Genomic DNA, 17,264 nt, shown 5'->3' on the forward strand with positions numbered 1-17,264 from the left:
GTGGTCGGAGGCGAAGGTGGAGGCCGGGGCGGGGACGGGTCAGCCGGCTTCGGGGCTGCCGGGCGCCGGGACGTCGGGCGCCACCGGGACGTCCGTGCCGGGCGGGCGCCGCAGCAGCGTGATGCCGTGGTCGCTGCGCACCACCTGGTAGCCGACGCGCTTGGCGGCGGCGACCTCCCGGCGCTCCCGGTCGGGCGACAGCGGCCAGCCCATCGGCTGGTCCTCGTCGACCACGATCCAGTCGGCCGTCGACCACTTCTGCGGCCAGCCGAACACGATGACCTCGCAGCGGTTGGTCAGCTGCGGCACCAGCCGGTTGGACGCGGCGATCCGGGCGTCGTCCGGGACGGCGGCCAGCACCGAGCGGGCGGCCTCGACCCGCGCGGGGGTCCGCCACAGGTCGGCGGTGAGCAGTTGGCTGAACGCGAAGCCGGGCAGCAGCGCCAGGGTGACCGCCAGACTGGCCGGCAGCGCCGCGCGGGAGACCCAGCGGGGCAGCACCCCGCCGCGGGCGCGGGCCTTCACCAGGACGTCCACGAAGGCGGCGAAGACGATCGGCATCAGCACCGCGCTGTAGTGGTAGTTGGTGCCCCAGTAGGCGGGGTTGTTGGAGAGCAGCCGCCAGCCGAGGGTGGGCAGCGCGACGATCATCAGCGGGGAGCGGACGGCCAGCAGCACGGTCGGTGCGAGCAGCAGCAGGACGGTGGTGAGCTTCTCGCTGGGGGTGACCAGGTCGAGCGGCAGGGTGAGCAGGTTCCGCCCGCCGGAGCCGCCGCTCAGGTTGTCCCAGTACGCGAAGCTGCCGCCGGGGCTCATCGCCGGGAGCAGCACCAGGAGTTCGAGCAGCGAGGCGCCGACGCCGAAGAGGACGCCGGCCGCGCCGATCCGCCGGTCGCCGCGCCACAGGATGTACGCGCCGACGGCGGCCACGGTGATGCCGAGGTCCTCCTTGACCAGTACCAGCGGCGCGGCCCAGGCCAGGGCGGCCACCCAGCGCCGCTCGCCGAGCGCGGTGACCGAGAAGGCGATCAGCGGCACCGCGAAGGTGATCTCGTGGAAGTCGAAGCCGAGCGCCGAGGCGAGTCCCCAGGAGAGGCCGTAGCCGAGGCCGATGACCACGGCGGCGACCGGTCCGAGGCCTCGCAGCGCCCAGCGGCTGATCGGGACGGCGGCGACGGCCACCAGCGCGGCCTGGGCGAACAGCAGGAGCTTCGCCGAGGGCCAGAGCCAGTAGAGCGGGGCGAGGGCGGCGAGGGCGGGCGAGAAGTGGTCGCCGAGCAGATTGAAGCCGGCGCCCTTGAGTTCGACGATCGGGCCGCGGCCCTCGGCGTAGCCGCGCACGCCCTGCTCGAAGATGCCGAGGTCGTACCCGCTGGTGAGCAGGAGCTCGTGACGGCGGACGGTGAAGAAGGCGTAGACCAGGAACAGGGTGAGGGCGACCGCCCAGGGGATGAACCGCGTCCGCCGATCGACGGGGGATAACGTGATCGACGGTTCGTCAGCCTCCGTCCTGCGGTGGAGTGCTGATGTGAGTGTACTAATTGTCACTGAACATCCCCGTCGTTCCGGGCGCGAGTGGTCGTGCGGCCGATTCTTGTCGGCGAATCGGGGCGGCGGGCGGGTTCAGCCATGAGCGAACCCCGCCGGGTGGGTCGGCCCCCCGGGCGGGCACCGTAGCATGGAGAAGCCCTCCCCAGCGATTGAGACGCCGGGGAGGGCGTTCTGGTTCTGTCCGATCGTCAGACGATGCTGCCGGCTTTCCGTTCGCCGATCTGGCGGACCGTCACCGCCACTGCTGGTACGAGCCGCCGTTGCCGCGCAGGGCGTACACGTCCCCGTTGCCGTTGCTGTCCAGGTAGAGGCTGGTGGCGAGGTTCTTGTAGGTGTGGCCGTAGGCGCCGTTCCCCCGGACCCACTTCTGGTAGCTGCCGCCGTTGCAGCTCAGCGTGTAGACGGCGCCGTTGCCGTTGCCGTTGGAGTCGAGGCAGAGGCCGGTGGCCTTGTTCCGCAGGGTGAAGGTGGAGCCGCCCAGGTCGCCGGCGTACCAGCGCTGGTACGCGCCGCCGTTGCCGGGGAGGGTGTAGACGTTGCCGTTGCCGTTGCTGTCCAGGTAGCGGCTGGTGGCGACGTTCTGCAGGGTGATCTCGGTGGTGGCGGCGCCCGCCGGTCCGGCGGCCAGGACGGTCGTGCCGGCGGCCAGGACGGCCGCCGAGGCGACGAGGGCGGCGGAGCGCTGGAGGAGATTCATCGCATTTCCTTCCCGTGGTGACCGGCCCTTCGGCGGGTCATCCAAGAACTTATCCGGAAATGTGCCGGAGTCGATATCACGACCGGCCGGAGCTGCCTTTGTTCGGCCATCGGGAATGACGCTGTCCAAATGTTCTGAATATGATCAGAGCAATTTACCTCCGTTTGTCAACGAAGGGGTTTCTGTGGAGGGCCTGTCCGCGTGACGTGAAGGCTGCGGCTTCCCGCCCGCCGCGCCGGCCTCGGGGGAATCGGGCAAAGCGGAGCAATCGGCCGCCCTCGAACTTGGCCGGATCCGGCCGGGGCGCACGGCCCCGGCCGGGGGCGCACAAGGCGTGCGGAGGGAGCGGGCCCAAGGGAGCGGGCTCAGGCGATCCACACCGTGGTGACGTTGCAGAACTCCCGGATGCCGTGGCCGGACAGCTCGCGGCCGAAACCGGAGCGCTTGACCCCGCCGAAGGGCAGGGCCGGGTGCGAGGCGGTCATGCCGTTGAAGAACACCCCGCCGGCCTGGATGTCCCGGACGAACCGGTCCTGCTCCGCCGGGTCCTCGGTCCAGACGTTGGAGCTCAGCCCGAACGGGGTGTCGTTGGCCAGCGCGACCGCCTCGTCCAGGTCGGCCACCCGGTAGACGGTGGCCACCGGGCCGAAGGTCTCCTCCTGGTGGATCCGCATCTGCGGCGTGATGCCGGTCAGCACGGTCGGCTCGTAGAACCACCCCGCGTCCAGGCCCTCCGGCCGGCGCCCGCCGCACTCCACCCCGGCCCCGTGCTTCCGGGCGTCCTCGACCAGCTCCGCGATGTCCTCCCGGCCCTGCCGGCTGGCCAGCGGGCCGACCTCGGTGGCCTCGTCCATCGGGTCGCCGACCCGCAGCGCCCGCATCCGCACGGTGAACGCCTCGGTGAACCGGTCGTAGACGGCGGCGTGCACGATGAACCGCTTGGCGGCGATGCAGGACTGCCCGTTGTTCTGCGCCCGGGCCGTGACGGCGGTGGCCACGGCGGCGTCCAGGTCCGCACTGGGCAGCACCACGTACGGGTCGCTGCCGCCCAGCTCCAGCACCGCCTTCTTCACCTCGTCGGCCGCCGCGGCCGCGACCGCCCGCCCGGCCGGCTCGCTGCCGGTGAGCGTCACCGCGGCCACCCGGCGGTCGCGGACCACCCCCTCCACCGCGCCCGAGCCGATCAGCAGCGTCTGGAAGCAGCCCTCCGGGAAGCCGGCCCGGCGGAACAGCTCCTCCAGCGCCACCGCCGTACGCGGCACGTTGGACGCGTGCTTGAGCAGGCCGACGTTGCCCGCCATCAGCGCGGGCGCGGCGAACCGGACCACCTGCCAGAACGGGAAGTTCCACGGCATCACGGCCAGCACCACGCCCAGCGGCCGGTACCGCACATAGGCGCGGGCCGCCCCGGCGTCGGCCACGTCGGCCGGCAGCGGGTGCTCGTCGGCGAGCAGCGCCTCGGCGTTCTCGGCGTACCAGCGCATCGCCTTGGCGCACTTGGCGGCCTCGGCGCGGGCGGCGGCGAGCGGCTTTCCCATCTCCTCGGTCATCGTCCGGGCGACCGTCTCGCGGTCCTCGTCGAGCAGGTCGGCGGCGCGGCGCAGCAGACCGGCGCGGTGGGCGAAGGAGGTGGTGCGGTACGCCCGGAAGGCCTCCTCGGCGCGGGCCAGCCGCTGTTCGAGTCCGGCCGCGTCCAGCGGCTCGAAGGTCTCCAGGGTCTCGCCGGTCGCCGGGTTCACGCTTGCGATGGGCATCGGGGCCCCTCCCAGGGGTGCGCGGGGGTGGAGGTGCGGGTCCCTCCCACCCTGGCCCACCGCCCGGGCCGGGTACCCGCACCCGCGCCCGGCGTGTCCCGGCCGGGCGGCTCCGCTCGGGGCCTGCTTGAGCCCCCGGCCCTACTTGGGAAGCGCCTCCGCGCGGGCCGCCGCGTCGCGGGCTCGGGCGCCGGCCCTGGTCCGGCCGGCGGTGACCAGGCGGTTGGGGAAGCGGTGCAGGTACTCCGCCTCCAGCTGCCCGGTGCGCAGGGTGTGCCGCTTGAGGGCCTCCTCCGAGCCGTACAGGAAGGTCTCGTGCCGGGTGCGGTGCAGCTGCTCCAGCTCGTGCAGCAGCGTGTCGTTGCCCAGGGCGTGCGGGGAGATGCCCTCGGGCCTGGCGTGCGGGGCGTCGGGGTGCCGCATGTCCACTACCTCCTCGACGGGAACGGAACGGAACCCCCCGAGTAGCCGTTGCCCCGCAGACCCCGCCGGTACACCCGTTCGACGCCGCCGGGGCCGCCCGGTGCGGAGCCGGAGGAAGGGGAATCGTAGGATGACTTCTTCACATCCGTACCGAAATCCCCCGGACAGGCACCGATGCCCCTTCCCAAGGCCGAACTCCACCTGCACATCGAAGGCACCCTGGAGCCCGAACTCGCCTTCGCGCTCGCCCGGCGCAACGGTGTGGCGCTGCCGCACGCGGACGCCGAGGAGCTGCGGCGGGCGTACGCGTTCAGCGACCTGCAGTCGTTCCTCGACCTGTACTACGCGCTGATGGCGGTGCTGCGCACCGAGGAGGACTTCGAGGAGCTCGCCGAGGCGTACCTGGCCCGGGCCGCGGCGCAGGGCGTGCGGCACGCGGAGATCTTCTTCGACCCGCAGGCGCACACCGCGCGCGGGATCCCGCTGGCGGTCGTGGTGGACGGCCTGGGGCGGGCGCTGGACCGCGCCGAGGAGCGGCACGGCATCAGCACCCGGCTGATCATGTGCTTCCTGCGGGACGAGTCCGCGGAGTCGGCGCTGGAGACCTTCGAGGCCGCCCGCCCCTGGTTCGGCGGGCGGATCACCGGGGTCGGGCTGGACTCGGCCGAGGTCGGCCACCCGCCGGCCAAGTTCCGGGAGGTCTACCGGCGCGCCGCCGAGGCCGGGCTGCACCGGGTCGCGCACGCCGGGGAGGAGGGCCCGGCCTCGTACATCACCGAGGCGCTGGACGTGCTCGGCGTCGAGCGGATCGACCACGGGCTGCGCTGCCTGGAGGACCCGGCGCTGGTCGAGCGGCTGGTCCGGGAGCGGATACCGCTCACCCTCTGCCCGCTCTCCAACGTCCGGCTGCGCTGCGTGGACACCCTGGCCGACCACCCGCTGCCCGCGATCCTCGCGGCCGGCCTGCTGGCCACCGTCAACTCCGACGACCCCGCCTACTTCGGCGGCTACGTCGGGGACAACTTCGACGCCCTCGCGGGGGCGCTGGGCCTGGACGAGGACACCCTGCGGCTGCTCGCCGCCAACTCCTTCCACGCCTCCTTCCTGCCCGAGGAGCGCCGCGCCGCGCTGCTCGCCGAGGTCGCCGCCTACGAGTTCGGCACCGCCTGACCCGGCCGCGGCGCGCCTCCGGACCCGGTCACGGGCCCGGAGGCGGCCGGGGGCAGGTCAGGGCAGGTCAGAGCAGGGTCGACCAGTAGTACCAGAACCGGTTGAGGATCAGCAGGGCGATCACCGCGTACCAGAGCGCCGGAACCACCCAGTGGTAGCGGGCCGCCTCCCGCACCACCGGGCGCAGGGCGCGCGGCACCGGGAGGACGCCCGTGCGCAGGTTGTGCAGGGTGGTGTACCAGAACAGCGGGATCATCGCCGCCCACACCACCATGCAGTACGGGCAGAGCGCGCCGATCCGGTACAGCGCCTGGTACATCAGCCAGGTCACGAAGCCGATGCCGAACACCGTCCCGGCCTGGAGGCCCAGCCAGAACCAGCGCCGGTGGGCGGCGCCGGCCAGCAGTCCGGCGCCGATCGCGATCACCGCGGCGAACCCGGCGAGGCCGAGCAGCGAGTTCGGGAAGCCGAAGGCCTCGGCCTGGTCGCTGCGCATGATCGAGCCGCAGCTGATGATCGGGTTGATGTTGCAGTTCGGGACGTAGGACGGGTCCTTCAGCAGCCGGATCTTGTCCAGTGTGAGGACGGCCGAGGCGAACAGCCCCAGCGCGCCGCCGATCACCAATAGCAGGGCGAACGGGCGGCTCGCGCCGACGGTGCGGCGGTCGGCTGCGGAGGTGGCGGCGGGCGCGGTGGGCGCGGTGGCGGGGGCCGTCATCCGGTCACCTGCTTGACCATCGCGGTGAACTGCTCGGGCGTGACGGCCTTGCCGCCCGCGAAGACGTCCAGCTTCTTCCCGTCGAGGAGGAAGGTCGGGGTGCCGGTGACGCCGCTCTTGTCGAAGGCCTTGCTCACCTGGCCGGCCCAGGGCAGGTAGGTGCCCTCGCGGACCGCCTTGACGAAGCCGTCGGTCTTCAGGCCAGGCACCTTGCCGGCCAGGTCGAGCAGGTGGTTGACGTCGGAGAAGCCGTCGTCGTGCTCGTCCGGCTGGTTGGCGTAGAGCACGTCGTGGAACTGCTTGAACTTGTCCACGCCCTCGTTCAGCGCCGCGCCGGCGGCGGCCAGCGCGGTGCGCGAGCCCTTGCCGCCGAGGCCCTGGTCGAGGAAGGTCGCGAGGTGGTACTCGATCTTGTAGCTGCCGGCGTCGGCGAACTGCTGGACGGTCGGGCCGGTGGTGGTCTCCAACTGCTCGCAGAACGGGCAGCGGAAGTCCTCGTAGACCTCCAGGGTGTGCGGGGCGTTCGCCGAGCCGTAGGTGACCACGGTGCCGTCCGCGCCGCCGGCGTTGGCCGGTACGACCAGCGGGCCGTTGGCCGCGCCGCCGGAGCCGGTCGAGCCGCCGACGGCGAAGGCGACGCCCGCCGCGAGGGCGAGCACGACGGCGGAGGAGCCGCCGACCACCGCCCGGCGGCGGATCCGGGCGGACCGCTCGGCGCGCTCGCGCTCCTCGCGCATCCGCTCGGTGGCGGCCCGGCGGGCGGCCTTCCGGTCGCCGGCGGGGGTGTTCTTCCTGGGGGTGGTGCTCATGGTGGTGCCGTCCTGGTGCTCGTGGCGGGGCGTGCGGGCGCGGAGGGCGCACGGCCGGCCGAGGACCGGTGGACCGGGAGGGTCGCGGGGTCGCTCAGCGGGCGGGCGCCGGCAGCCGCGCGGGCGGGCCGCGCCGGACGGCGGGCCGGAGCCGGACGGACTCGGCGGGGACCAGCACCCGGCTGGCGCGCGGGAACGGCACCCGGACCACCGGGCGGGCCGGCCGCGGGGCGGTGAGCAGCGCGAGCAGGCGGGCGGCCGCACCGGCGGAGCGCCGGCCGCGGTCGGCGAGGATCCGCACCGTGCGGGCCAGCCCGGACAGCGCGGCGTCGGCGCTGCGCAGCCAGTACGCGGCGGCCAGCGCCAGGGTGGTGTGCAGGAGCAGCAGCAGGGCGAGCCCGACCGGCCGGGGGAGGTCGTGGCCGAGCAGCAGGCCGCCGAGCTCGCCGCCGCCGCACAGCAGCGGTTCGAGACCGCGGGCGGCGCCGGGCGGCAGTGGGTGACAGGTCGACTGGGCCAGGTCGAACAGGGCGCTCAGGCCGAGTTCCAACGGCAGGAAGACCGCCGCGACGGCCCGGTGGCCGCGCTCGCGGCCGGCCAGCGCGAAGGCCACCGCGAAGACGGCGGCGCCGGCCACGGCCAGCGTGCCGAGCGGCAGCGGACGGCCGGTGAGCAGCACCTGGCCGAGCCCGGCGAGTAGCACGAGCAGCGCGGCGAAGATCGCGGCGCGCAGCGTCCTGATGGCCGGGGCGGTGTCCATGGGTCCCGAGTGTGCCACAGGTCGAAAGCCGGACGAGTGGCCGCCCGGCAAGCTGTGAAGATCCTCACCGCCCGCTCTGAGCTGGGCTTATACGCCATTTACGGTCTCGATGCCGGGAGCGTCGACGACCGGCCCGGCCGGTTTCGCGGCGGCCGCCACCCGGGCCTCCACCAGATCCCGGAACAGTTCCAGGTCGCTCCGGACGGTCCGCTCGACGGCCCCGGCCAGCGCGAATCCGCCGGGCCCGCCGAAGATCCGGTGCACCGCCGCCGGGTTGTACTCGACGCGGATCTGCACCCGGGTGTGCGCCCGGTCGAGCGGGCGCAGCGCGAAGGCGCCGTGCAGCGGCGGGTCGTCCAGGGTGCGCCAGGCCATCACCCGGCCCCGGCCCCGGTCGGTGATCTCGGCCTCGACGTCCCGTTCGCCGCCGGCGATCTCCACCCCGAGGTGGGCCAGGTTGCGGCCGTGCGGCTGGGCGCTGCGGACGCCGCCGAGGAACCGCGGGTACTCGTGGACCCGGTGCAACTGCTCCCAGGCCGCCAGGACCGGGGCCTCGATGTCGATCTGTTCCTCAAGCGTGCTCATGGCCGGCCGGACCTCCTCGGGTGGGCGCGCGGTCCACCCTCCAGACTGCGCCGGAAGGGTGCCCCGGGCAAAGGGGGCCGGGGTGGGCAGGCGGCGAGCGCCGGGCGGGCGGCTGCGCGAGACTGGGCGCATGCCGGAGCTGCCCGAGGTCGAGGCCCTGACCGCGTACCTGTCCGAACGGCTCACCGGCCGGGTGATCGCCGAGGTCCGGCCGGTGGCGATCAGCGCGCTCAAGACCTACGACCCGCCGGTCACCGCGCTGGCGGGGCGGACGGTCGGCCCGGTCGTCCGGCACGGGAAGTTCCTGGACATCGAGGCGGGCGGGCTGCACCTGGTGGTCCACCTGGCCCGGGCGGGCTGGCTGCGCTGGAAGGAGCACCTGCCCGCGGAGCCGCCGCGGCCGAGCACGCGCAACCCGCTGGCGCTGCGGGTGCGGCTGGAGGGCCCGGACGGGGACGGCTTCGACCTCACCGAGGCCGGCACCAAGAAGGGGCTCGCCGTCCACCTGGTGCGGGACGCCGCGGAGGTCCCGGGGGTGGCGCGGCTCGGTCCCGACCCGCTGGCCCCGGACTTCGACCTGGCGCGCTTCCGGGCGCTGCTGGGCGGCGAGCGGCGCCGGATCAAGGGGGTGCTGCGGGACCAGAGCGTGCTGGCCGGGGTCGGCAACGCCTACTCGGACGAGGTGCTGCACGCGGCGCGGATGTCCCCGTACAAGCTGGCGGCGGACCTGTCGGAGGAGGAGACGGCGCGGCTGTTCGAGGCGCTCGGCACGACGCTGCGTGAGGCGGTGGAGCGCTCGCGGGGCCTGGCCGCCGGGGAGCTGAAGGCGGAGAAGAAGCTGGGGATGCGGGTGCACGGGCGGACCGGACAGCCCTGCCCGGTCTGCGGGGACACCGTGCGGGAGGTGTCGTTCGCCGACTCCTCGCTGCAGTACTGCCCGACCTGCCAGACGGGCGGCAAGCCGCTCGCGGACCGGCGGCTCTCGCGGCTGCTGAAGTAGCGCGGATGTCGGCCGGTCCCGCCCGGTGGGGGTGGGCGGGACCGGCGGACGCCTGAAGACGGACCCTAGGGCTTGCGGGCGACGCCGCCCCAGTAGTACGCGGCGTACGGGTCGGCCGGCTGCTCGCCGTCCGGGTGCCAGGCCATCACCGGGGCGACGCCGGGCTCGACCAGCTCCCAGCCCTCGAAGAACCGGCTGACCTCCTCCTTGCCGCGCGGCACCAGGGTCATCCCGGCGGCCCGGGCGGAGGCGGTCACCTGGGCCACGGCCTCCTCGTTGAAGTCCTGGGTGGGGTGGGTGAGCGCCAGGTAGCTGCCGGAGGGGAGCGCGTCGCGCAGCGCGGCGACCTTGCCCCACGGGTCGTCCTCGTCGGCGATCAGCATCAGTACGGCGATCATCAGCAGGCCGACCGGCTTGCTCAGGTCCAGCGTCGAGGTGAGCGCCGGGTCGGCGAGCAGCTCGGCGGGCTTGCCGAGGTCGGCGTGGATGTAGGTGGTGCGGCTGGCCGGGGTGGAGACCATCAGCGCGCGGGCGTGGGCCAGCACGATCGGGTCGTTGTCCACGTAGACGACCCGGGTGCCGGGGCTGACCGCCTCGGCTATCTCGTGGGTGTTCGGCGAGGTGGGGATACCGGTGCCGAGGTCGAGGAACTGGCGGATGCCGTAGCGCTCGGCGAGGTGGCGCACGGCGCGCTTCTGGAAGCCGCGGTTCTCCTTGGCCTGCGCCTTCATGGTGGGCACGGCCTGCTCGATGGCCTGGCCCATCGCGCGGTCCGGCGGGAAGTTGGTCTTCCCGCCCAGCCAGTAGTCGTACACCCGGGCGGAGTGCGGGGTGGTGGTGTCGACCCCGTACTTCTCCCACTGGCTGAGCTCGGCGGCGTCGGTGTCGGACCGGTCGGTGAAGTCCTGACTTGTCGTCATGGCCACGTCCTCTGAAGGCAGATCATCACACTGGGCGAGGTCAGAGTAGCGGGCCCGATGGAGCCCCGGTCAGGGGGTGGGGGCGCGACGGGTGGCGTGGGCCGTTGGGGTGATGATCGGGTCCGTCGGGGTTGCCGCTGGGAGACGGGCCGGTGACCGGGGGAGACATCCGTAATGCTGTCTGATCGTCAGATTACTTCGCGAAGGTTGCTGCTGGTCGCGGCGGGGATGTCGCTGCTCGGGCTCACCGGCTGCGGCCGGGGCGAGGAGGTGGCGAAGGCCGCCGCCGAGGCCCGTTCGGCGGGGCCGGAGCCGGCGCCCGGGGCGCTTCCCACCGCCCAGTCGTCCATGACCCCGACCGCCGACCCGACCGCCGCCGCCTCGACCGCGCCCGCCTCGCCCTCCGCCGCGGCCGCGCCTGTCGCACCGCCCGCGTCCGCTCCCGCCGCCCCGCCCGCCGCCGCTCCGTCCGCTGCCGCCACGGCGTCGGCGTCGGCGTCGGCGTCGGCGTCGGCGTCGGCGACGGTCGCGCCGGCGGCGGCCGCGACGGCCGCGCCGGCCGGGCCGGAACCCGCGCGGGCTCCGGCCGTGGCCGAGGCCCCGCTGGTCTACGAGCTGGACGCCGAGCGGCAGGTGGTGGCGCTCACCATCGACGACGGCCCCGACCCCCGGCACACCCCGACCGTGCTGGCGCTGCTGGAGCAGTACGGCATCCGGGCCACCTTCTTCCTGATCGGCGAGAACGCCGCCGGGCACCCCGGGCTGGTCCGCGAGATCGCCGCCCACGGTCACCACATCGCCAACCACACCTGGACCCACCCCGACCTGCGGAACCTCTCCGAGGCCAAGGTCCGCGACGAGTTGGAGCGCACCTCCGAGCTGCTGCACCGGACCACCGGGAAGGCGCCCACCTGGTTCCGCGCGCCGGGCGGCGACTGGTCCCCGGCCTCCCTGCGGGTCAGTGCCGCGCTGGGCATGCGCCCGATGGCCTGGTCGGTCGACCCCCGGGACTGGGCCCGCCCGGGGACGGGCGTGATCACCGACCGGATCCTCAAGGACGTCCGCCCCGGGGCCATCGTGCTCAACCACGACGGCGGCGGTGACCGCTCGCAGACGGTGGCGGCGCTGAAGGCGTACCTGCCGGTGCTGATCGACTCCGGGTACCGCTTCACCGCGCCGCCCGGGTGAGTCCCGGCTGTGCGGAGCCGGATGCGAAAAGGTCGCGCGAATAGTGCCTAAACCACCCGAAAGGATGGACAAGCAGAATCGTTTCGCCGATTTTTGGGCCTCTAGGGTGATCTCACACCATTTCCCCCGGTGCCACCCCGTCACCCGGTGCCACTGAGTAGCGCCCGAAAGGCCCCCAGTCATGCGTCTGCGCAACAGCGTGCTCGCCGCCACCAGCGCGATCGCGCTCGTCCTCGCCGTCCCGGTCTCCGCCAACGCCGCGGTCGGCGACTTCCTCTACAAGGTCGGCCCCGGTGTGCCGGCCGGGATCGCCGACCCGGCGAGCGGCGGGTGCGTCAACCTGCCGTACACCACCGAGGAGGATCCCGGATTCGCGCCCCAGAACCTCACCGCCTCGACCGCCACGGTCTTCCGCGACTTCGACTGCGGCGGTGACACCTACGCCGTGATGAAGCCGGGCATGCGGTTCGGGGACCGGCTGGAGGTGCGCTCCGTCCGATTCTCCTGACGTTCTCCTGACTTCTCCTGCACTTCTCCCGACGCGGCCGACTTCGGCGAAGCACGGGTCCGGGCGACGGCCGGAGGTGCCCCGGCCGGCCCGGTGGCTCCCGCGGATGCTCGGTGGCTGCCGCGGATGGGGGATCTCGCCCGGACGGCGTAGCGTGACGAGGGGAGGGGTACGCGCAGGCCCGACACGGCGCAGGAGGAACGATGTCCGAACGGGAGCCGGACCCGGCGAAGCAGGAGGAGTTCGCGGGTCGCGTGGTGCAGGTGCTGAACGACGCCTGCCTGGGATTCATGGCCAGTGTCGGCCACCGTACCGGCCTTTTCGACACCATGGCCGGCCTCGAACCGTCGACCAGCGAGGAGCTCGCCCGGGCGGCCGGGCTGGACGAGCGCTACGTCCGCGAGTGGCTGGGCGCGATGGTGGTCGGCGGGTTCGTCGCGTACGAGCCGGAGGGCCGCACCTACCGGCTGCCGCCGGAGCACGCCGCCGCGCTGACCCGGGCGGCCGGGCCGGACAACATGGCCGGGCTGATGCAGTACCTGGCCCTGATGGGCGAGGTCGAGGACCGGATCGTGGAGGTGTTCCGCAAGGGCGGCGGGCTGCCGTACTCGGCGTACCCGCGGTTCCAGGAGCTCACGGCCGAGGAGAGCGCCGCGGGCTTCGACCTGGCGCTGGTGGACGCCGTGGTGCCGCTGGTGCCCGGGCTCGCCGAGCGGCTGCGGTCCGGGATCGACGCGGTGGACATCGGCACCGGTCAGGGCCACGCCGTCAACGTGCTGGCGAGCGCCTTCCCGGCCAGCCGGTTCACCGGGGTGGACATCTCCCCGCAGGGCATCGGCGCGGCCAAGGCCGAGGCGGCCGTGCACGGCCTGGACAACACCCGCTTCGTCCTCGCCGACTCGGCCGAGCTGACCGGCGGGTACGACCTGGTCACCGCCTTCGACGTGATCCACGACCTGGCCCGGCCGGACCGCACGCTGCGGGCCGTCGCGGCCGTGCTGCGGCCCGACGGCGTCTTCCTGATGGGCGACATCGCGGCCAGCAGCCGGCTGGAGGAGAACATCGGCCACCCGCTCGCCCCGGCGCTGTACACCTTCTCGACCTTCTACTGCATGACGGTCTCGCTCGGCGAGGGCGGCGCGGGCCTGGGCACCGTCTGGGGCGAGCAGACCGCGCGGCGGATGCTGGCCGAGGCGGGCTTCGGCTCGGTGGAGGTGTCGCGGATCGAGGGCGATCCGCTCAACCAGTACTACGTGGCGAGGCTGGCCGTCGCGGCATAGGGCCCGGCACAGGACCCGGCACAGGACCCGGAGGCTTCGAGGAGTCTTCGAGGAGCCTTCGAGGAGTCGGAGGGAAGGAGGACGTCGATGACCGGCAACGGCTACGCACACCCCGAGGCACTGGTCGACACCGGGTGGCTGGCCCAGCACCTGGACGACGGCACGCTCCGCGTGGTCGAGGTGGACGAGGACAACGGCGCGTACGAGCGCGGCCACCTGCCGGGCGCGGTCGGCTGGAACTGGGCCACCGACCTGCACAGCCCGGTCGGGCGCGACTACACGGACCGCGTGGGCGTCGAGCACCTGCTGCGCGCGGCCGGGGTCGAGGACGACACCACCGTCGTGCTGTACGGCGGCAACAACAACTGGTTCGCCGCCTACGCCTACTGGCTGCTGCGGCTGCGCGGCTTCGGCCCGGTGCGGCTGCTGGACGGCGGGCGCAAGAAGTGGGAGCTGGAGGGGCGCGAGCTGACCGAGGAGGTGATGGACTACCAGCACAGCCCGTACCGGCTGACCGGGCCCGAGCACCCCGAGGTGCGGGCACTGCGGGACGAGGTCCTGGCCAGGGCGCGGGTCTTCGCCAAGCCCGGTTCGGACGCGGTGCTGGTGGACGTCCGCTCGCCGGCCGAGTTCCGGGGCGAGACGCTGGCCCCGCCGCACCTGCCGCAGGAGCAGGCGCAGGTGCCCGGGCACATCCCCGGCGCGGTCAACATCCCCTGGTCGCAGGCGACCAACGAGGACGGCACCTTCCGGTCGGCGGAGGAGCTGCGGGCGCTGTACGCCGGGCGGGGCGTCGAGGAGGAGCGCGAGGTGATCACCTACTGCCGGATCGGGGAGCGCTCGGCGCACACCTGGTTCGCGCTCTCCGAACTGCTCGGGTTCGAGCACGTCAAGAACTACGACGGGTCGTGGACCGAGTACGGCTCGCTGGTGCGGGCGCCGGTGGCGCTGGGGGCGTGACACCGGCGGCGGCCTGCGCGTCCGGTGGTGGTGTCGTCGCGTCACGGGGTGGCGGCACCGCCATTTCGGCCTGTTTCCTCTCATGAACATTTCAACGTTTATGCGTAGCGCGGGGCTGAAGGGGACAAGGATCGATCCGACCCGTTGTCCCAGTAACCCTGTGGAGGACCACCGTGCGCAAGAGGCTGATCGTCTCTGCCGCTGCCGGCGCGCTCGCCCTGCTGCTCTCCGTTCCCGCCTCCGCCGCCCAGGCCGGCCCGGGCGCGGCGGGGATCGGCGACCCCTACTACCCGAATGCCGGCAACGGCGGTTACGACGTCTCGCACTACGACATCCGGCTGAAGTACGCGCCCGCCACCGACGAGTTGGAGGGCACCACCACCATCCTGGCCACCGCCACCCAGGACCTCACCCGCTTCAACCTCGACTTCGTGCTCAGCGTGAAGGAGGTGCTGGTCAACGGCCGGGCCGCGAAGTTCTCCACCAGCGGCGAGCAGGAACTGGTGGTCACCCCGGCCCGGACCATCGCCAAGGGCAGCCCGGTCACCGTCGTCGTCCGCTACGCCGACAAGCCGGGCGAGGTCGAGCGCGGCGGCTACTCCGCCTGGCTGCGCACCCCCGACGGCGGGGTGGCCGCCAACGAGCCCGAGGGCTCCGCCTGGTGGTACCCCAGCAACGACCACCCCACCGACAAGGCCACCTTCGACGTCTCGGTGCTGGTGCCCGAGGGCACCCAGGTGGTCAGCAACGGCACCCAGACCATCAGCTCCCGGCCCGGCTGGACCCGCTACAACTACCGGCAGACCAAGCCGCAGGCCACCTACCTGGCCACCCTGGCGATCGGGAAGTTCGACATCCGCAAGGACGTCACCCCGGGCGGCCTGCCGGTCATCACCGCCTACAGCCCGGACCTCGGCGCCAACCTTGGCGCGGCCCAGGCCAGCGTCGAGCGGACCGGCGAGCTGACCGACTGGCTGAGCGGCGTGTTCGGCCCGTACCCGTTCGACACGGTGGGCGGCTACGTGCCCAACGTGCCGACCGGGTACGCGCTGGAGACCCAGGGCCAGGTCTTCTACAGCCCCGCGCAGTTCGCGCGCGGCTCCAACACCTCCGTCGTGGTGCACGAGCTGGCCCACCAGTGGTACGGCGACAGCGTCTCCGTGCAGCGCTGGAGCGACATCTGGCTCAACGAGGGCTTCGCCCGCTACGCGCAGTGGCTCTGGTCGGAGCACGAGGACGAGGGCACCGCGCAGGAGCTGGCCGACTACGTCTACAACAACTACGCGGCCGACAACGCGTTCTGGTCGATCAAGCCGGGCGACCCGGGCCCGGACCACCAGTTCGCGGGCGCCGTCTACGACCGGGGCGCGATCGGCATCCAGGCGCTGCGCAACGCCGTCGGGGACGACAAGTTCTTCGCGATCCTGAAGGGGTGGCCGACCGAGCGCAAGTACGGCAACGCCACCATCCCGCAGTTCCAGGCGTACGCGGAGCGGATCTCGGGCAAGCCGCTGGGCGAGCTGTTCAACACCTGGCTGTTCACCGCCGGGAAGCCGACCGTGGGCTCGGCGGGCACGGCGTCGCCGCTCGCCGCGAGCCTCGCCCCGAGTGCCTCGGGTGCTTCGGGTGCCGCTGGTGTCCCGGAGGTCGCGCAGGTGGAGCCGAAGTCCTGGAAGAAGATCCAGGACACCAACGCGGTCCACGACCACAAGGGCTGACACCCGGTCGGTGGTCCTCCCGCGGGCCGGGGCCCGGCCGTCCGTGCGAGAGCGGACGGCCGGGCCCTTCGGTGTGCCCAGGGTCGGCCAGCGGCACCCGGTCGGCGGGGGGTCAGGCGGTTGACGACGTCCCAGATGGCTCGCCGGCCCCAGGTGGCGGGCCCGCTGCTCAACCTGACCGCCTCCGTCGTCGGCGGTGCCACGATCGGGAGCGACTCGCCCTACGTCCTCATCCCCGTCGGCGGCATCCCGGTCGGCAACGTCGGGAGCTCAGTCTCCGGCGACGGCCGGGGCGGTGGCCGGTGAGCCGTCCGCCGTCCAGCTCGCCAGCAGCGCGAGCCGCTGGGCCGTCGGCGAGCCGGCCGCGGCGGTGTAGGCCACCAGCTGCTGCTCGGGACTGCCGTTGATCGCCAGGGTCTCGTAGCCGAAGGCGAGTTCGCCGACCAGGGGATGGGCGATCAGCTTGACCCCGTGCGTCTTCGCCCGCACCTGGTGGTCCGCCCAGAGCCGGCGGAACTCCTCGCTGCGCACCGACAGATCACCCACCAGCGCGGCCAGCCGTGGGTCGTCGGGGTGGCGTCCGGCGTCCAGCCGCAGATGGGCCACGGCCTCCGCGGCGACGGCCGCCCACTGCGGGTAGACCTCCCGGGCGGCCGGGTCGAGGAAGACGTACCGGGCCACGTTGCGGTGCTCCGGCGGGAGGGCGGAGAAGCCGCTCACCGCGTCGCCGAGCGCGTTCCAGGCCAGCACGTCCATCCGGCGGCCGAGCACGAAGGCCGGCACCCCGGGCATCAGGTCGAGCAGCAGCCGGGTGCCCTCCCGGACCTGCTGGCGGCCGGGGGACGCCGTGGCCGGCCGGGACGGACGCAGCAGCGCGCGCAGGTGCGCCGTCTCGATCTCGTCCAGCCGCAGGACCCGGGCCACCGCCTCCAGCACCGCGTCCGAGGCGCTGCCGCCCCGGCCCTGCTCCAGGCGGATGTAGTAGTCCACGCTGACGCCGGCCAGTTGGGCGACCTCCTCGCGGCGCAGGCCCTGCACCCGGCGGCGGCCGTGCGCGGGCAGGCCCACCTCCTCCGGCCGGATCCGGGCGCGGCGGGTGCGCAGGAAGTCCCCGACGGTGTTCTCCATGGTCGCAGCGTAGTCGGGGCACGGTCGGGGCGGCCGGGCGCAAGGGTGGTAAGAACTTGCCCAGGATGCGCGGACCCAGGACGGCGGTACCGGGG

At 73.4% G+C, this 17,264-nt stretch carries 18 protein-coding genes; 8 read left to right on the top strand and 10 right to left on the bottom strand.

Translation table 11 applies throughout. The features are described from left to right. Nucleotides 1-39: 39 nt before the first annotated feature. The 4 genes from ACFP3U_RS27230 to ACFP3U_RS27245 all read right to left on the bottom strand — a co-directional run bounded on the left by ACFP3U_RS27230 (nt 40) and on the right by ACFP3U_RS27245 (nt 4,425). Nucleotides 40-1,548, bottom strand: a complete 1,509-nt coding sequence (locus ACFP3U_RS27230; RefSeq protein ID WP_380228343.1) for a DUF2079 domain-containing protein — start codon at nt 1,546-1,548, stop codon at nt 40-42. 235 nt (nt 1,549-1,783) lie between these two features. Further along, nucleotides 1,784-2,248, bottom strand: a complete 465-nt coding sequence (locus tag ACFP3U_RS27235) for an RICIN domain-containing protein (protein ID WP_380228344.1) — start codon at nt 2,246-2,248, stop codon at nt 1,784-1,786. A gap of 365 nt (nt 2,249-2,613) precedes the next feature. Continuing rightward, nucleotides 2,614-4,002: an NADP-dependent succinic semialdehyde dehydrogenase gene (locus ACFP3U_RS27240; RefSeq protein WP_380228345.1), complete on the bottom strand. Its 1,389-nt coding sequence runs from the start codon at nt 4,000-4,002 to the stop codon at nt 2,614-2,616. 141 nt (nt 4,003-4,143) lie between these two features. After that, entirely contained in the window at nt 4,144-4,425 is a 282-nt protein-coding gene (locus tag ACFP3U_RS27245; RefSeq protein ID WP_380228346.1) for a DUF6158 family protein, read from the bottom strand. 174 nt (nt 4,426-4,599) lie between these two features. Here ACFP3U_RS27245 and ACFP3U_RS27250 point away from each other — a divergent pair, with 174 nt between their 5' ends. Continuing rightward, nucleotides 4,600-5,595, top strand: coding sequence for an adenosine deaminase (locus ACFP3U_RS27250; RefSeq protein WP_380228347.1), 996 nt, complete (start codon nt 4,600-4,602; stop codon nt 5,593-5,595). Between the two features lie 67 nt (nt 5,596-5,662). On the opposite strand, the gene ACFP3U_RS27255 is transcribed toward ACFP3U_RS27250, so the two are convergent. From ACFP3U_RS27255 to ACFP3U_RS27270, 4 genes are all read right to left on the bottom strand, one after another. Next, complete coding sequence (locus tag ACFP3U_RS27255) at nt 5,663-6,313, bottom strand: vitamin K epoxide reductase family protein (RefSeq protein WP_380228348.1); 651 nt, start codon at nt 6,311-6,313, stop codon at nt 5,663-5,665. Further along, nucleotides 6,310-7,122, bottom strand: a complete 813-nt coding sequence (locus ACFP3U_RS27260) for a DsbA family protein (RefSeq protein WP_380228349.1) — start codon at nt 7,120-7,122, stop codon at nt 6,310-6,312. Before ACFP3U_RS27260 ends, ACFP3U_RS27255 begins: the two co-directional genes overlap by 4 nt. A 94-nt stretch (nt 7,123-7,216) precedes the next feature. Then, nucleotides 7,217-7,882, bottom strand: a complete 666-nt coding sequence (locus tag ACFP3U_RS27265) for a hypothetical protein (protein ID WP_380228350.1) — start codon at nt 7,880-7,882, stop codon at nt 7,217-7,219. Nucleotides 7,883-7,969: 87 nt separating this feature from the next. Further along, entirely contained in the window at nt 7,970-8,467 is a 498-nt protein-coding gene (locus ACFP3U_RS27270; protein WP_380228351.1) for an SRPBCC family protein, read from the bottom strand. A 130-nt stretch (nt 8,468-8,597) separates the two neighbouring features. Here ACFP3U_RS27270 and ACFP3U_RS27275 point away from each other — a divergent pair, with 130 nt between their 5' ends. Then, nucleotides 8,598-9,467 (top strand): Fpg/Nei family DNA glycosylase, encoded by an 870-nt coding sequence (locus tag ACFP3U_RS27275; RefSeq protein WP_380228352.1) that lies wholly within the window; start codon nt 8,598-8,600, stop codon nt 9,465-9,467. A 65-nt stretch (nt 9,468-9,532) separates the two neighbouring features. Here the strand turns inward: ACFP3U_RS27275 and ACFP3U_RS27280 are convergent, their stop codons facing one another. Next, nucleotides 9,533-10,387 (bottom strand): SAM-dependent methyltransferase, encoded by an 855-nt coding sequence (locus ACFP3U_RS27280; RefSeq protein ID WP_380228353.1) that lies wholly within the window; start codon nt 10,385-10,387, stop codon nt 9,533-9,535. 174 nt (nt 10,388-10,561) lie between these two features. On the opposite strand from ACFP3U_RS27280, the gene ACFP3U_RS27285 reads away from it, so the two are divergent. The 6 genes from ACFP3U_RS27285 to ACFP3U_RS27310 all read left to right on the top strand — a co-directional run bounded on the left by ACFP3U_RS27285 (nt 10,562) and on the right by ACFP3U_RS27310 (nt 16,347). Further along, entirely contained in the window at nt 10,562-11,575 is a 1,014-nt protein-coding gene (locus tag ACFP3U_RS27285) for a polysaccharide deacetylase family protein (protein WP_380228354.1), read from the top strand. A 181-nt stretch (nt 11,576-11,756) separates the two neighbouring features. Then, the gene (locus ACFP3U_RS27290; RefSeq protein ID WP_380228355.1) at nt 11,757-12,083 is read left to right on the top strand and encodes a hypothetical protein; all 327 of its coding nucleotides are present in this window, start codon (nt 11,757-11,759) and stop codon (nt 12,081-12,083) included. A 203-nt stretch (nt 12,084-12,286) separates the two neighbouring features. After that, entirely contained in the window at nt 12,287-13,363 is a 1,077-nt protein-coding gene (locus ACFP3U_RS27295) for a class I SAM-dependent methyltransferase (RefSeq protein WP_380228356.1), read from the top strand. Nucleotides 13,364-13,450: 87 nt separating this feature from the next. Further along, nucleotides 13,451-14,323: a sulfurtransferase gene (locus tag ACFP3U_RS27300; protein ID WP_380228357.1), complete on the top strand. Its 873-nt coding sequence runs from the start codon at nt 13,451-13,453 to the stop codon at nt 14,321-14,323. Nucleotides 14,324-14,496: 173 nt separating this feature from the next. Then, nucleotides 14,497-16,041 carry a M1 family metallopeptidase gene (locus ACFP3U_RS27305; RefSeq protein WP_380228358.1) on the top strand — a complete coding sequence of 515 codons (1,545 nt, stop codon included), beginning with the start codon at nt 14,497-14,499 and terminating at the stop codon, nt 16,039-16,041. A 135-nt stretch (nt 16,042-16,176) separates the two neighbouring features. Next, a complete protein-coding gene (locus tag ACFP3U_RS27310) occupies nt 16,177-16,347 on the top strand; it encodes a hypothetical protein (protein ID WP_380228359.1) in 171 nt (56 codons plus the stop codon). Here the strand turns inward: ACFP3U_RS27310 and ACFP3U_RS27315 are convergent. Beyond that, on the bottom strand, nt 16,312-17,169 hold the full coding sequence (locus ACFP3U_RS27315) for a helix-turn-helix transcriptional regulator (protein ID WP_380228360.1): 858 nt from the start codon (nt 17,167-17,169) through the stop codon (nt 16,312-16,314). The two genes, ACFP3U_RS27310 and ACFP3U_RS27315, sit on opposite strands and share 36 nt — an antisense overlap. Nucleotides 17,170-17,264: the final 95 nt, after the last annotated feature.

Origin of the sequence: Kitasatospora misakiensis (genome assembly GCF_042656005.1) — a bacterium.
Taxonomy (GTDB): Bacteria; Actinomycetota; Actinomycetes; order Streptomycetales; family Streptomycetaceae; genus Kitasatospora; species Kitasatospora misakiensis.

Coding starts and splice junctions, on each gene's coding strand:
- ACFP3U_RS27235 (WP_380228344.1), bottom strand. CDS start 2,248: ATGAATCTCCTCCAGCGCTCCGCCGCCCTCGTCGCCTCGGCGGCCGTC.
- ACFP3U_RS27240 (WP_380228345.1), bottom strand. CDS start 4,002: ATGCCCATCGCAAGCGTGAACCCGGCGACCGGCGAGACCCTGGAGACC.
- ACFP3U_RS27245 (WP_380228346.1), bottom strand. CDS start 4,425: ATGCGGCACCCCGACGCCCCGCACGCCAGGCCCGAGGGCATCTCCCCG.
- ACFP3U_RS27250 (WP_380228347.1), top strand. CDS start 4,600: ATGCCCCTTCCCAAGGCCGAACTCCACCTGCACATCGAAGGCACCCTG.
- ACFP3U_RS27255 (WP_380228348.1), bottom strand. CDS start 6,313: ATGACGGCCCCCGCCACCGCGCCCACCGCGCCCGCCGCCACCTCCGCA.
- ACFP3U_RS27260 (WP_380228349.1), bottom strand. CDS start 7,122: ATGAGCACCACCCCCAGGAAGAACACCCCCGCCGGCGACCGGAAGGCC.
- ACFP3U_RS27265 (WP_380228350.1), bottom strand. CDS start 7,882: ATGGACACCGCCCCGGCCATCAGGACGCTGCGCGCCGCGATCTTCGCC.
- ACFP3U_RS27270 (WP_380228351.1), bottom strand. CDS start 8,467: ATGAGCACGCTTGAGGAACAGATCGACATCGAGGCCCCGGTCCTGGCG.
- ACFP3U_RS27275 (WP_380228352.1), top strand. CDS start 8,598: ATGCCGGAGCTGCCCGAGGTCGAGGCCCTGACCGCGTACCTGTCCGAA.
- ACFP3U_RS27280 (WP_380228353.1), bottom strand. CDS start 10,387: ATGACGACAAGTCAGGACTTCACCGACCGGTCCGACACCGACGCCGCC.
- ACFP3U_RS27285 (WP_380228354.1), top strand. CDS start 10,562: ATGCTGTCTGATCGTCAGATTACTTCGCGAAGGTTGCTGCTGGTCGCG.
- ACFP3U_RS27290 (WP_380228355.1), top strand. CDS start 11,757: ATGCGTCTGCGCAACAGCGTGCTCGCCGCCACCAGCGCGATCGCGCTC.
- ACFP3U_RS27295 (WP_380228356.1), top strand. CDS start 12,287: ATGTCCGAACGGGAGCCGGACCCGGCGAAGCAGGAGGAGTTCGCGGGT.
- ACFP3U_RS27300 (WP_380228357.1), top strand. CDS start 13,451: ATGACCGGCAACGGCTACGCACACCCCGAGGCACTGGTCGACACCGGG.
- ACFP3U_RS27310 (WP_380228359.1), top strand. CDS start 16,177: ATGGCTCGCCGGCCCCAGGTGGCGGGCCCGCTGCTCAACCTGACCGCC.
- ACFP3U_RS27315 (WP_380228360.1), bottom strand. CDS start 17,169: ATGGAGAACACCGTCGGGGACTTCCTGCGCACCCGCCGCGCCCGGATC.